Here is a 14,041-nt window from a genome sequence, read left to right on the forward strand (position 1 = left end):
AAAGTCTGACTCCTCTTAATATAGAATAGAAAGTTTTTCTATATATTAAACATAGAAGTATAGAGTATAAAAGGATGGTGCGGTCGAGAAGACTTGAACTTCCAATCTTTTTACAGAACAGCACCCTCAATGCTGCGCGTCTACCAATTTCGCCACGACCGCTTAAGGCTTCTTGTATAGCAGATTATTAGTATAACATCAATAGAGTTCTTTTTTATCATTCTTAGCTAAAAATATAATAGTTGAGATTTTATCTTACATTTAGTAAAATAAATTAATCTCTTAGGGTTTAATTCCCCGAAGGTCTGCTTCGTGATATACTAGATGCATGGAAGAAAGCAGTTATATACATAAAAGTCATAATGTCACAGTACTAATATATCATTTAGTAACACCGGCAAAGTATAGAAGAGTAATATTCAATGAGGAACTAGACGATTATTTATGTAAAATTTGTGAGGACATAGAAGCTCGTTATGAAATTAGATTTTTGGAAATAGGAGTAGATAAAGAACATGTACATTTTTTACTACAGTCAATACCAATGTATAGCCCAACAAAAATAACTCAAATCATAAAAAGTATTACATCTAAGGAAATGTTTAAGAAATATCCAAATCTTAAAGAAAAATTATGGGGAAGTGAGTTTTGGAGTAAAGGATATTTTATGAGCACAGTAGGTAAACATGGTGATGAGCGGAAATTACGTAATTATGTAAAAAATCAAGGTTCAGGCAAACCTTCTTATAAAGCATTTCAACAAAAACAGTTAAAACTTTTTGGATAGATACCTCGTAGCTCTGCTGCGAGGAGTATCATTAACATCATGGCTACATTTCTTGGCATGTTCAGCGTAGTAGGTTAAACTATAATTCTTTTGGCTAATTGTTAAAAATTGACAGTAATCTGTTCTATTAATTGGTATTGCTTGCAATCTGTTCCTCTTTGACATGTTTAATTATTCTTACAATAATTTATCACTCTTCCACTCATAGCGTAAGTTTTGCTAGAACTCGCTAAGAGTCTTGGTAGCATATCATCAGCATGTAAAGCGATGGGCTATAGCAGAGATAGTTATTACAGATTTAAAGAACTGTATGAAACTGGTGGTGAAGAAGCGTTGTATGAGATTAGCCGGAAGAAGCCAATAATAGCGAATAGAGTTGATCCAGCGATAGAGAAGGCAGTAATGGATATGGCAATAGAATATCCAGCATATGGACAGATTCGAGTATCAAATGAGCTTAAGAAGAGCGGTATACTTGTATCACCTGGAGGAGTGAGATCAATTTGGTTACGTAATGATTTAAACAATATCAATAAAAGGCTTAAAGCATTAGAAGCAAGGATGGCTCAGGATGGTATTGTACTTACTGAATCTCAGTTACAAGTACTAGAGAAACGACGTAGCGAAAAAGAAGCCCATGGCGAGATTGAGACACAGCATTCAGGTTATCTAGGATGCCAAGATACATATTATGTAGGAAATTTTAAGGGTATAGGTAAGGTTTATTCTCAGGTATTTATTGATAGCTATAGCAGAGTAGCTGATGCTAAACTATATACTGATAAAACAGCTTTAACTGCTGCTGATATGCTTAATGACCGCGTGTTACCATGGTATGAAACTCAAGGCATACCAATACTTCGTATTCTGACAGATTGTGGGTCAGAATATAAGGGAAATATAGAGCATCATGCTTTTGAATTATTTCTAAGTATCGAAGGTATAGAACATACTATTACTAAAGCATATTCTCCTCAAACAAATGGTATGTGTGAACGTTTTAATAAAACTATGAAACAAGAATTCTTTGATACAGCTATGCGGAAAAAGATCTACACTGATCTTGATGATTTACAATTAGATCTTGATATTTGGTTAGAGCATTTCAATAATGAGCGACCACATTCAGGAAAATATTGTTATGGTAAAACGCCTATGCAAACTTTTAAGGATAGTAAGAAATTAGCTATTGAAAAGAACAATGAAATCTTATATCTTGAATACTCATCTGACAGTCATAATTTATCAGATATTCAGATATAATTTTTATAGTGCCTGTAAGATCAAATCTTGACTTCTACAAATAATAAGGCTTCATCCTACCGAACTAGAAGCAAATAGTATGTCATTCCCGCTTAAGGCTTGCCCTGCGTGGATCATTTTCCCCTGTCATCCCGTGATTTATTCACGGGATCCAGTTAAAAATACTAATAAAATTAGTATTTTTTATTATTTTCTGGATCTAGTTCCCAAGCCACGGTATGACATCAATCACGTTTTTTTATCCACACGGGGCAAGCCTCGTGCAGGAATGACATATGGTTATTAGGATGAAAAAGCAGATTTAAACTAACTATCAAAAAACTCAGATTCAACTATATCCGTTTCACCACCTAAAGAGGTTTGATTTTCTTCAAATGTATTAATTTCCTCAAGAGAAGAGAATTTTAATCTCTTAGGGTTTAATTCCCCGAAGGTCTGCTTCGTGATATACTAGATGCATGGAAGAAAGCAGTTATATACATAAAAGTGATAATGTCACAGTACTAATATATCATTTAGTAACACCGGCAAAGTATAGAAGAGTAATATTCAAAGAGGAACTAGACGATTATTTATGTAAAATTTGTGAGGACATAGAAGCTCGTTATGAAATTAGATTTTTGGAAATAGGAGTAGATAATGTCATTGCTAAAGTAAAAGGGACCAGTAAATTGCACGAAAAAGGGACCAGAGAATTTGGTGTAACCTAATAAGGTTATAATGTGCAATATTCACTAGATAATTAATTAAAATAAATATCTAGTGATACAATGATAAGAATAAATATGTACACAACAATTATCACCCTTTATAAGCAAGGCAATAGTCAAAGAAATATTGCCAAACTAACGAGAATAGACCGTAAAACAGTAAGAAAAATAGTAAACCGTTATGTAGAGTCTGGTACAGAATCTCCTGCACCCTATGAACGATCTTCAGCACTGGATTCTTGGCACGAACAAATAATTGAGTTATTAGAAAAGAATCTAAGTTACATAAGAATTTTTGAAGAGTTAAAAATTCAAGGTTATACAAAAAGTTATGGTTCGCTAACCCGTTATATCAAAAAATATAAGATACAAAATAACAGTTGCATTCGTTTTCATACTTTAGCAGGAGAGGAAGCACAAGTAGATTTTGGTGACATAGGCTTACAGTATAATTCTAAGGGGCGTAGAGTTAAAGCATATGTATTTAATATGCGTTTAAGTTATAGTCGCCTTGATTATTATGAAGTAGTGTTTGATCAAAGTTGTCAAACATGGATACAATGTCATATCAATGCATTTAATTATTTTGCTGGCAGTCCAAAAGTAATAAAACTTGATAATCTTAAAGCTGGAGTGGTAGATAGCAATTTCTATGAGCCCGTATATCAGAAGGAATACAAACGTTTAGCTGATCATTATGGAATTTTACTTTCTCCTTGTCGTGTATATCAACCTCAAGAAAAAGGCAAAGTAGAATCAGGAATAAAGTATGTCAAAAATAATTTTTTTGCTGGACGTAAATTTCATAGATATGAAGAATTAACACATGATCTTGCTAACTGGTTAAATAAAGCAAATAACCGAATACATGGTACTACTAAAAAAATTCCTCAGGAACTATTTGAGCAAGAAGAAAGTAATAATTTAATGCCTTTACCATTAGAAACGTTTGATTTGTCATCGTGGCATAATCGAAAAGTAGCAAAAGATTGTCATATCACCATAGATAATAATTATTATTCCGTACCGGCAAAATATATATACAGTGAGGTACTGGTACAATTATCACCAAAACTTGTTCAAATATTTTCTATCCAAAATGATTTAATAGCAAGGCACGTTAGAACAGATGGCAAAGGAATATTTACCACTAATCCGTCTCATTATGCCAAATATAAACGTCTATGCCCAGGTTTTATAGAATATAGTGAACATTATCAACAACAAATGCAGCAGATAGGAAATAATTGCAGTTTATTATTAGAGTTATTACAACAAACACGAGTAAATGATTGGCAACGTTGTGCTAGAGGTATTATTTCTTTACGTAAGGTTTACAATGATGAGTTAATAGATAAAGCTTGTCATAGAGCATTACATTACGGTATAAGTTCTTACTCTAAAATTAAAAATATCTTAAATAGTAATGCAGTAAACTTACCATTGCCAGAGTTTGGAGGTCAGAATGCAGAACTTGCTTAATGACCTACGTAGTTTTAGATTATCAGGTATAGTCAATAGCTTAAATGAAAGGATTATTTATGCTCAAAATAATAAACTAGGATTTAAAGAATTTCTCTCACTATTATGTGAAGATGAAAAATCTCACCGTAAGGATAATAATTACCGTCGTCGTAAAAGTGCTGCTAAATTACCAGTCACTAAAAATTTAGAAGACTTTGATTTTCAGTTCCAACCAAGTATTGATGCCAAAGTAATAAGTGATTTATCTACTTGTGATTATATTAATACTAAGGGCAATGTCATATTCATAGGTAATTCTGGAACTGGCAAAACTCATCTTGCTATTGGATTAGCATTAAAAGCTTTAACACGAGAATACTCTGTATATTTTACTACGGTATCGGATATGCTTTATAATTTACATATTGCAAGAGCAGATAATAGCTATCACAAAAAAGTTAAATTACTCTTATCATTTGACTTATTAATTCTTGATGAGTTAGGTTTTAAGCAATTACCAAAACATTCAGTAGATGATTTTTTTAATATTATTGCTAAACGATATGAAAATAAATCTACCATTATTACCACAAACAAGGATTTTGAAAGATGGAATGAAATATTTGCTGATGAGTTATTAACTCATGCAATTATTGATCGAGTAGTACATCATGCACATATACTAAACATCACAGGTAAAAGTTATCGTATTAATAACTATAAATTTGGAGGTCATTTGACATAAAAATTTTTACATATAGTGGTCCCTTTTTCGTGCAATTTACTGGTCCCTTTTTATTTGACAATGACACCAATAACAAAACTCAAAAATCTTCTAAAGCTGCACAAGATGAGTTTGGCTTGCGATGGGTAATTGAGAGCATGCATAGAAAAATTAAGCAACTGACTGGTATAGAACGTTGCCAATGCAGAAAACAGCGTATCCAACGTAATCACATTAGTTGTGCATTTCTAGTTTGGGCTTTTCTCAAAAGAACTGCAAATAAAATAGGTAAAACGGTCTACCAAATAAAGTTAGGGCTTTTAGATGACTATATGCAACAACAGCTTCGTTCTCCATCTTTACGATATTTAGAACCAAACATAGCGTAAGTTTTGAAAGTATATCACGAAGCAGAGCTTCGGGGAATTAAACCCTAAGAGATTAAATCATTAAATTGAACCGACTATAGTATACTCGTTTTATTTGAAAAATTGGCTATGTCGTCTTTGTAAATCCTTTCGATGCTCACGTACCTTTATACGCTCCGCTCCTCGGCTTACAGACTCCATGCTCTTTTCCAAATAAAACTTCGTCTACCAAACTTTTCATTTATTAGCAGTATATCCTGAATTGAGCAGATAGCTAGTTGTTCGTAAGCGTCTTGTAAAGGCGGTCTAGACAAAATGTGACTATTCCAGTTTAAGATTCCATGGTAATAAATCTACTATTTTCTTAGAATTATAATCCTGAATGATCTCAAGTACTTTTTGTAAATATTTCCAAGGATTGATATTATTTAATTTAGCGGTTTCAATAATCGAATAGATAATAGCGGCAGTATGTCCCCCATTATCTGAGCCAGCAAACAACCAGTTTTTTCGTCCTATCGCGATTGAACGCATAGCACGTTCTGCAGCATTGTTATCAATTTCAATCTGGCCATTATCTAAAAATTTCATTAAAGCTTTCTGATTGTTCAAAGCATAAAAAATAGCTTTTGCTGTACTGCTTTTTTTGGGCAGTTGCTCATATGCTTTCCTGAAGCCTATAAATAATTTCTCAGTCAGTGGCCTAGATTCTTGCTGTCGCTCCTTAACTCTTACATCAGGATCTAGACCTCTAATTCGATTTTCAATCTTATAAATTTCAGCAATCTTCTCCAATATGGCAATCGCTATATTTGCTTTATCATTTGCGACTGTTATTTCATAAAATTTACGACGCATATGAGCCCAACATGCTGCCTCTTCTATTTTATTGCTTGATTGCTCATCATTAATATATAATTGGTTGTAACCAGAGTAAGCATCAGCATGCAAAGTGCCTGTAAAATTCTTAAGATGATCTAGGGGCCTTACTCCTTTCCGATCAGGACTATAAAAATAACACACTGCAATAGGAGCTTCGCTACCATAACCTCTACCATCTAATACATAGGTCCATATTCTACCAATTTTTGTTTTGCCAACGCCAGGAGCTAATACTTTTACTGGCGTATCATCACCATGTATTTGCTGACCAGAAAATATAAATTGTTGAATTGCTACTGCTACTGGCTCTAGTAGTTTAGCACATTGACCAGCCCAACTTGCCATAGTGGTTCTAGATAGGTTTATACCTTCTCTTTGATACATTTGTGACTGACGATATAGTGGTAAATGATTGCAATATTTCTGAATTAATATATGTGCTAGTAATCCAGCACCAGCCTTACCTTTATCAATAGCTTTGGATGGACGATAAGCTTGTACTATTAGTTCACAATTAGTACAAACACAGCGTGGTCTTATATGCCGCATAACCTTAAATGATGACGGAACATATTCTAATGTTTCTGAAATATCATCACTTATTTTACGAAATTTTGTTCCACCACAAGAAGTACATTGATTATCAACTTCTAATAATATATCTTCTCTTGGTAAATGCTCTGGTAACTTTTGACGTTTTGGTTGTTGATGACTATTATGATTATCTACAGCAACTTGATCATGATTTAATGCAATATGATCGATCTTACTTTTAAAACATGAAATAAGCTCATTTTCCTCTATTCTCAGCTCAATATTCTGTATTTGTCGCTCTAACTTTTCTGATGATTTACCATATCGTTTAGATTTTAATAACGCCAATTGTTCCTTTAAACTATTATTTTCTTCAGTTAATGACCTATTTTCTGCATTAAGAAATTTATTTTTAATGACCAATGATTCTATATCAAGATTTAATGTTGCAACACTTTGATGCAACCCTTCTATTTCTGATAGTAAATTTTTATTAATCACAAATGCTATCCCAGTATCTCAAATCAAGTACCAACCTTTACAGAAGCCATTTTTTATAAATAGCAACTCCAGCTACTTCTTACTGAAACACTATAAAAATGACTAATTGTTATAGTAAAACTTTATAGACTAAATTATCAAGTATATATTTGAAATTAAAACTACATTGCTAAAACTAAAGCGAATTTATCCAATATATTCAGGTCTATTAGACCATCTTGGATTACGCCAATCTATACCTTCTATTAACATTGATAATTGTGCCTTGGTAATGCTAATAGATTGCTTCTCATCAACCTTAGGCCATGTAAACTTACCACTATCAAGACATTTATAATACAAACAAAAACCTTGACCATCCCACCATAATATTTTTATCTTGTCTGCTTGTTTACCCCTAAAAACAAATAAAATACTCTTATGAAACTGATGTAATAATATCGATTGTGCCAATATTGATAAACCGTTAATACCCTTACGCATATCCGTACAACCAGTGCAAAGATATATCCTACTTTCTGAAGACAAATTTAACATTGTAGCTCCAGTATTTTGATTATCTCCAGAAGTTTTGTACTTTTAATGTTGCCTTCAAGTAACAAAGAAAAATTATTAAATACTAATTCTGCTTTATTTAATATTATATGCTCATTGTGGTGTACTGATAATTCAACAAATTGATTATTTGAATTATTAGATACTTCCTTTTGGATCTTGTCACTCTTCTGTCTACTACGCCAACTGTATAATGTTTTAACAGATATTCCATAAGATTTTGCAAGTTGGGATATAATACATCCTGTTTTATATGATTCACTAATGATTTGGTTCTTTTGTTTTTCTGTAATAGTGGGGATTTTGATATTCTTCATACTATATTATCCTTTGCTTATGCCACTATAGAATAATATGTATTGCTCACTATTTACTAGACCGCCTTTACAAGACGCTTACAGTTGTTCGTCAGTTTGCCTATTAGTTATAAGCGTTTGTCTTGATGCCTGTTGCCAAATCCAATTGAGTTTAATTATGTAGGATTGTTAATAATTCGTCTTGTGTTTACGGTGCCAATGTGGGGATTTGAACCCCAGACCTACGCATTACGAATGCGCTGCTCTACCAGCTGAGCTACATCGGCAAAAATTTAAAATAAGAAAATTATTTTGAAAGTATCATTATGGAAGTACTAGGCTCTGTAAAGGAAAATTAATTTAATTTTTTGGTATTACTAACTAATTATAGATATCGTCATAAGCTATACGACTGCAAGAAGCACGGCAATCCAGGAAAAATAATAAAAATACTATGTATTTTACTAGATTGCTTCATCAAAACTTATAGTTTTTCCTTGCAATGACGATATCTATAATTAGTTAGTAATACCAATTTTTCTTCACGAAACTAACAATGCGTCCTTAATATAGTTTTAGCATGGCATTATTGTGGTTCGTTTTCATAGCTGTACTATACCGTGGCAGCATGTTGTATGGTTTCGATGTCATTCCCGCATAAGGTTTGTCTGCGTAGATCAAAAAACGTGGTCGTGTCATCTAGTTGCTTGGGAACTAAATCCAGAAAAACAACTAAAAATCTCAACCACTACCGGCTGAGAGCCGGTAGGTTGATGATAGGCACTAGAAGTGCCGTAGAGTTTAAGCTAAAGCTTATTCCAATCTAATGTTAGAAATAGAAGTTGGTTTATGAGCTTCTGTATGGTTATTTATATACTCATTAATTACTTCATCTGTGATATGACCACTTGTTGTACTAAAATAACCTCTTCCCCAAAAATGCTTCCCCCAATATCTCTTTTTTAATTCTGGGAATTCTTGTTGTATTCTACGTGAAGTTCTACCTTTTGCTCTTTGTACAAATTCACTTACTGCTATATTAGGAGGTATCGATACTAAAATATGTACATGATCAGATGATATCACCCCATTTACTATCCTAATATTCATTTCCTCTGAAACTTGAGCTATGATTTCCCTAATCCTTTCTTTGATAACTTGGGTTAATACTTTATAACGGTATTTTGTTATCCATACTATGTGATACCTGTGATAATATACCGTATGTTTCCCTTTTTCATATTCTGTCATAGTCATCCTATAAAATAAGTCCTACTTACTTATTTTATATAAGACGACTATGACTTATTCAAACTAAAGTTTCTCCACCTGAAGGTGGAGGTTTGAACCATCAGCTGGATAATCAATATTATTGATATTTTTCACTGAATTCCGTAAATAAATCACGGTAGGCATTGCCTGCGTGGATCGAAAAATGTCCTATATGTCATTCTTAGCTAAAAGCAGGAATCTAGCATAAAGCAAGATAACCTACGCTTTTAATTTTAAAAATTTGCTGCTTTTATGTTTTTTTTCCTGGATTCCTGCGATCAACGGAAGGCATTGTTGCGTGGATCGAAAAACACCCTCGGTGTCATACCGCGGCTTGTCCACGGTATCCAGAAAATAATAAAAAATACTAATTTTATTAGTATTTTTAACTGGATCCCGTGAATAAATCACGGGATGACAGGGGAGAATGATCCATGCGGGCAATGCTCCCGCGGGAATGACATATAAGGTCACCTACACCCGAAAAAAATATAACATTTTTTTAAAGCTCTCCGGTACTATTGGTCAAGCAACTAGATGACCAAAGGAAAAGCTGCTTCACGCAAACACAACGACCATTTTAGAATGACATTTCACACTTTTTTCAAGCTATGCAATAAAGCCTAAAGCAAATTAGATTATAATACCACTAAAGATGTGTAGAAAATCTTAAATGGAAATGCTGCGTATCGTCGTATTTCTTCTTCTTAACCGCAAAACCCCAGTCCATTCTAATTGGTACAAAGCGTGTTACCCAAATAAACCCGAAACCAACTGAAGCTCTAAGTGATTTATCATTATAGATACCATTTGGGCTTTGATATTTCGCTTTATTTAATCCTACTCCCCATAAGCTTCCTAAATCCATAAATACCGCACCAGTTAAATTAAATTCTTCAGGTACTGGAGTTGGAAAGTTAAGTTCAGTAGAAAATGTATAATATCTTTTACCGCCTAAACCTTCATTAGTAACTTTTTCACGTGGTCCAACACCACCACTAGCAAAACCTCTTAAGCTATAATCACCTAAATTAAAGCGATCTGAAATTCTAATAACTCGTCCGCCAAGTGCTGCAATATCACCTCCAGAAGCAGATAGTTTTAAAGTAAGCTTATTTTGTATGAAAGATTTATAATATTTACCATCAACTTCATGTTTCAGATATTTATTATCACCTCCAATACCCGCATATTCTTGACTAACGCTTACTAAATAACCATTCTTCGCAATAATTTTACTATCTCTTTGATCATAAGCAATGGTGTGACCAATAGCAGAAGTAATAAACTTACCCATTTGTTCCTGTAAAAATATCGAGCTTGATGGAGATGGAGCACTCAAGGTATCACGTTTAATTAAATAATCTATTTCGTGACTTAAATCTTCCTTGATTTCATAACCTAAGGAAGTTTTACCACCTACAGAATGTTGTCTATATTTTTGATCTGTGTTAGAAAGTACACTCTGACCACGACCACTTTTATTGATAAAACCACTTACTCCTAAAGATAAATCACGATCTAAGAAATGTGGATCTGTAATACCACCATAATAGCTGGCAGTATTTTTACTCACTTGCACACCAGCATTAAGTATTTTACCTGTACCTACTAAGTTACGCTCTAAGAAAGAGAAGCGACCAAATACACCGCCTGTGGTGTTATATCCTAAATCAAAACCAACAGAAGAAGTAGATTTTTCATCAACCTCAACATTTAAGTCATATTTATCTTTAGTTTTCGCTTGAGCAAAAGTAATTCCTATCTTCTCAAAATAATCTAAATTTCTAAGATTACGTTCTCCTTTTTCAATATAAGAGCGGTTAAGTATGTCATCTTCTTCAGACTTAAACTCTCTTCTTATGACATGATCTTCAGTTTTAAGATTATTAATAATATTAATTTTATTGATATAAATCTTATCGGCTTTCTCTATAATAAATTTAATATTAATAGTACGATCAGGATTTTTTACAATATCAGGATAAACATTTACCGCTGGATAGCCTGCTGCTGTAAAATATTCTCCAATTTTATCAGCAATATTTTTAACTGTTTTCATATTGAAAACACTGCCTTGCTTAATATTGACAATCTTATTAACAGGAGTTATATCGATATTGGTTAATTTGTTCTCTATAGTAACATAACCAAAATTATATTTTTCTCCCTCTTCAAGAGAATATGTAAGAACGAAATATTCTTTAGTATTATTTAATTCAGCCGATACTGAAATTACTCTAAAATCTGCAAAACCCACTGATTGATAGAATTCTTTTAATAATTCTTTATCATATTCAATACAATCAGGTTCATAAGTATCATTACTATCTAAGAAACGAAACCAACGAGATTCTTTAGTTAAAACAATCGATTTAAGCTCTGAATCGCTATAATTCTCATTACCACTAAAATAAATATATTTAATACCGGTTTTTGGTCCTTCTGCGATATCAAAAATAACCTTAACTCTATAATTTTCTAAATCTTCAATTTTAGGCGTTACTATAGTAGCAAAACGCCCGCTACGTTTATAAATTTCTGATATTTTTTTTACATCTAATTCAATTTTAGCTTGGCTTAAAGACTCACCTGCAATTGTATAAATCTCTTTAGATAGCATATTAGCTTTTATTTTAGAGTTACCTCTAAACACTACGCTACTTATAAATGGAGTTTCAGTAACGCTAACAATTAAATTACCATCACTTGACATATTCATTTTGATGTTTCTAAAAAGTGAAGTAGCATATAAACGCTTTATTGCTTCGTCTTCTTTTACACTATTATAACTTTCTCCCGCTTTTAGCTTTAAATAGCTCTCAATAGTAGAGCGTTCAATTCTATGATTACCTTCTATAGTTATTTTACGAATAACTGAGTCTGCTAGGGAAATGTTATAATAAAAAATTGTTACTGTTAAAATTGCTAATTTAATAATTGACCTGATTATCACCTAAAACCTTCTTATAAGATTATTTAAAATTTTTACGTTAAACGTACACTATAGTAAATTATATTATCTAGAGCAAGTAAATCTACCCACTTAAGAGAATAAATTTTTTATATCGTTAGAAAAAGAAATTACAGTTAGAAAAATTATTATCATTATTCCTATTTGTAATAAAATATTTCTAGCTTTGATATTCGGTAATTTACCCGTCACGGCTTCATATAATATGAATACTAAATGACCACCATCAAGTACTGGTATAGGTAGTAGGTTAAGTAGTCCTAAATTTACTGAAAGCATTGCTATAAATAGTAAATACATCTCTATACTATGTTCTAAAGTTCTCCCTGATTCTTTTGCAATAGCTACCGGACCTCCTATTTCGCTTACTGATCGCTTTCCTACAATCATTTGTGATGCTGCTTTTAAAGTTACAGCCGATATATCTATAGTATCAGACATAGCCTCTGATAAGCTCGATAATATACCTACTTTAGTATGAACTGGTTCATTTTTAGCCATAATACCAATACGCAGTATTTTTCTAGCTTTTTCTACCACTACTTCTTTAGGCATTATACTAACAGTAAATTCTTCACCTTTTCGCTCTATTAATAAAGTAGAAGAATTTAAACCGCCAATTAGTATTTCTTTTTGTACATCACTAAAATCTTTAACTAATTTATTATTAACTTTAATAATCCTATCACCCTCTCGTAAATTAGCTTTTTCTGCTGGTGATTCAGCTATTACCTCTCCTATTACAGGCTGAATTTCTACTTTACCAAGGCAAAAATAAAATCCGGCAAATATTATTATGGCAAGTAAATAATTAATTAAAGGTCCTGCTGCAACTATTAAAAAACGCTCAAAACAGGATTTAGCATAAAACGTTACTTTTTCATTTATTTCTTGCATTTTATCCATAATGTTTCGATCATAACCATAAATCTTAACATATCCCCCAAGGGGCAATAAACAAATTTTCCACCTAACCCCTTTTGAGTCTGTAATACCGATTAAATCTTTGCCGAAGCCTATCGAAAATTCTTCGATTTTTACATTAAAGAATCTTGCAACTGCATAATGCCCTAGCTCGTGGATAAGCACCAAGATACTAATTGTTATAATAAATCCGACTATAGATAACATAATTTTTTATTAATGATACTCCTCGCAGCAGAGCTACGAGGTATCTATCCAAAAAGGTTTAACTGTTTTTGTTGAAATGCTTTATAAGAAGGTTTGCCTGAACCTTGATTTTTTACATAATTACGTAATTTCCGCTCATCACCATGTTTACCTACTGTGCTCATAAAATATCCTTTACTCCAAAACTCACTTCCCCATAATTTTTCTTTAAGATTTGGATATTTCTTAAACATTTCCTTAGATGTAATACTTTTTATGATTTGAGTTATTTTTGTTGGGCTATACATTAGTATTGACTGTAGTAAAAAATGTACATGTTCTTTATCTACTCCTATTTCCAAAAATCTAATTTCATAACGAGCTTCTATGTCCTCACAAATTTTACATAAATAATCGTCTAGTTCCTCTTTGAATATTACTCTTCTATACTTTGCCGGTGTTACTAAATGATATATTAGTACTGTGACATTATCACTTTTATGTATATAACTGCTTTCTTCCATGCATCTAGTATATCACGAAGCAGACCTTCAGGGAATTAAACCCTAAGAGATTAAACGAGTATACAAATAAGTAGTTT

At 32.4% G+C, this 14,041-nt stretch carries 11 protein-coding genes, 2 tRNA genes and 4 pseudogenes; 6 read left to right on the plus strand and 11 right to left on the minus strand.

Annotation, left to right across the window (positions count from 1 at the left end; all coding sequences use genetic code 11):
• Nucleotides 1-75: 75 nt before the first annotated feature.
• Nucleotides 76-162, minus strand: a tRNA-Leu gene (locus ACOAL3_RS02135).
• A gap of 166 nt (nt 163-328) precedes the next feature.
• Between ACOAL3_RS02135 and tnpA (ACOAL3_RS02140) the strand changes: the two genes are divergently transcribed.
• Nucleotides 329-787: an IS200/IS605 family transposase gene (gene tnpA, locus ACOAL3_RS02140; RefSeq protein WP_419235257.1), complete on the plus strand. Its 459-nt coding sequence runs from the start codon at nt 329-331 to the stop codon at nt 785-787.
• Between the two features lie 33 nt (nt 788-820).
• Here the strand turns inward: tnpA (ACOAL3_RS02140) and ACOAL3_RS10895 are convergent.
• Nucleotides 821-934: pseudogene (locus ACOAL3_RS10895) on the minus strand (IS701 family transposase); the annotation flags it as partial.
• Nucleotides 935-1,003: 69 nt separating this feature from the next.
• Between ACOAL3_RS10895 and ACOAL3_RS02150 the strand changes: the two are divergent.
• From ACOAL3_RS02150 to ACOAL3_RS10900, 5 genes and pseudogenes are all read left to right on the plus strand, one after another.
• Nucleotides 1,004-2,050, plus strand: coding sequence for an IS481 family transposase (locus tag ACOAL3_RS02150; RefSeq protein WP_419235258.1), 1,047 nt, complete (start codon nt 1,004-1,006; stop codon nt 2,048-2,050).
• 458 nt (nt 2,051-2,508) lie between these two features.
• A pseudogene (locus tag ACOAL3_RS02155) lies at nt 2,509-2,688 on the plus strand (transposase); the annotation flags it as partial.
• A 147-nt stretch (nt 2,689-2,835) separates the two neighbouring features.
• On the plus strand, nt 2,836-4,242 hold the full coding sequence (istA, locus tag ACOAL3_RS02160) for an IS21 family transposase (protein WP_419234561.1): 1,407 nt from the start codon (nt 2,836-2,838) through the stop codon (nt 4,240-4,242).
• The gene (gene istB / locus ACOAL3_RS02165) at nt 4,226-4,969 is read left to right on the plus strand and encodes an IS21-like element helper ATPase IstB (RefSeq protein WP_419234522.1); all 744 of its coding nucleotides are present in this window, start codon (nt 4,226-4,228) and stop codon (nt 4,967-4,969) included. Before istA ends, istB begins: the two co-directional genes overlap by 17 nt.
• Nucleotides 4,970-5,091: 122 nt before the next feature.
• Nucleotides 5,092-5,337 (plus strand): annotated as a pseudogene (locus ACOAL3_RS10900) (IS701 family transposase); the annotation flags it as partial.
• Between the two features lie 74 nt (nt 5,338-5,411).
• Here ACOAL3_RS10900 and ACOAL3_RS02175 read toward each other — a convergent pair.
• From ACOAL3_RS02175 to tnpA (ACOAL3_RS02215), 9 genes and pseudogenes are all read right to left on the minus strand, one after another.
• Nucleotides 5,412-5,529: pseudogene (locus tag ACOAL3_RS02175) on the minus strand (palindromic element RPE5 domain-containing protein).
• A gap of 108 nt (nt 5,530-5,637) precedes the next feature.
• The gene (tnpC, locus tag ACOAL3_RS02180) at nt 5,638-7,233 is read right to left on the minus strand and encodes an IS66 family transposase (protein WP_419235249.1); all 1,596 of its coding nucleotides are present in this window, start codon (nt 7,231-7,233) and stop codon (nt 5,638-5,640) included.
• 186 nt (nt 7,234-7,419) lie between these two features.
• Entirely contained in the window at nt 7,420-7,770 is a 351-nt protein-coding gene (tnpB, locus tag ACOAL3_RS02185) for an IS66 family insertion sequence element accessory protein TnpB (RefSeq protein WP_419235248.1), read from the minus strand.
• Nucleotides 7,764-8,105, minus strand: coding sequence for a transposase (locus ACOAL3_RS02190; RefSeq protein WP_419235247.1), 342 nt, complete (start codon nt 8,103-8,105; stop codon nt 7,764-7,766). Before ACOAL3_RS02190 ends, tnpB begins: the two co-directional genes overlap by 7 nt.
• A gap of 193 nt (nt 8,106-8,298) precedes the next feature.
• Nucleotides 8,299-8,371 (minus strand) — tRNA-Thr (locus tag ACOAL3_RS02195).
• A 526-nt stretch (nt 8,372-8,897) separates the two neighbouring features.
• Nucleotides 8,898-9,335 carry an IS200/IS605 family transposase gene (gene tnpA, locus ACOAL3_RS02200; RefSeq protein ID WP_419235588.1) on the minus strand — a complete coding sequence of 146 codons (438 nt, stop codon included), beginning with the start codon at nt 9,333-9,335 and terminating at the stop codon, nt 8,898-8,900.
• A 670-nt stretch (nt 9,336-10,005) separates the two neighbouring features.
• Nucleotides 10,006-12,312 carry an outer membrane protein assembly factor BamA gene (gene bamA / locus ACOAL3_RS02205; protein WP_419235259.1) on the minus strand — a complete coding sequence of 769 codons (2,307 nt, stop codon included), beginning with the start codon at nt 12,310-12,312 and terminating at the stop codon, nt 10,006-10,008.
• Between the two features lie 90 nt (nt 12,313-12,402).
• Nucleotides 12,403-13,461 carry an RIP metalloprotease RseP gene (gene rseP / locus ACOAL3_RS02210; protein WP_419235260.1) on the minus strand — a complete coding sequence of 353 codons (1,059 nt, stop codon included), beginning with the start codon at nt 13,459-13,461 and terminating at the stop codon, nt 12,403-12,405.
• 44 nt (nt 13,462-13,505) lie between these two features.
• On the minus strand, nt 13,506-13,964 hold the full coding sequence (gene tnpA, locus ACOAL3_RS02215) for an IS200/IS605 family transposase (protein WP_419234857.1): 459 nt from the start codon (nt 13,962-13,964) through the stop codon (nt 13,506-13,508).
• Nucleotides 13,965-14,041: the final 77 nt, after the last annotated feature.

It is taken from the genome of Rickettsia endosymbiont of Nabis limbatus (assembly GCF_965196655.1).
Lineage (GTDB): Bacteria > Pseudomonadota > Alphaproteobacteria > Rickettsiales > Rickettsiaceae > Rickettsia.

Excerpts from the sequence above, each read along its gene's own strand:
- tnpA (WP_419235257.1), top strand. The coding sequence starts at position 329 with ATGGAAGAAAGCAGTTATATACATAAAAGTCATAATGTCACAGTACTA.
- istA (WP_419234561.1), top strand. The coding sequence starts at position 2,836 with ATGTACACAACAATTATCACCCTTTATAAGCAAGGCAATAGTCAAAGA.
- istB (WP_419234522.1), top strand. The coding sequence starts at position 4,226 with ATGCAGAACTTGCTTAATGACCTACGTAGTTTTAGATTATCAGGTATA.
- tnpB (WP_419235248.1), bottom strand. The coding sequence starts at position 7,770 with ATGTTAAATTTGTCTTCAGAAAGTAGGATATATCTTTGCACTGGTTGT.
- ACOAL3_RS02190 (WP_419235247.1), bottom strand. The coding sequence starts at position 8,105 with ATGAAGAATATCAAAATCCCCACTATTACAGAAAAACAAAAGAACCAA.
- tnpA (WP_419235588.1), bottom strand. The coding sequence starts at position 9,335 with ATGACAGAATATGAAAAAGGGAAACATACGGTATATTATCACAGGTAT.
- rseP (WP_419235260.1), bottom strand. The coding sequence starts at position 13,461 with ATGTTATCTATAGTCGGATTTATTATAACAATTAGTATCTTGGTGCTT.
- tnpA (WP_419234857.1), bottom strand. The coding sequence starts at position 13,964 with ATGGAAGAAAGCAGTTATATACATAAAAGTGATAATGTCACAGTACTA.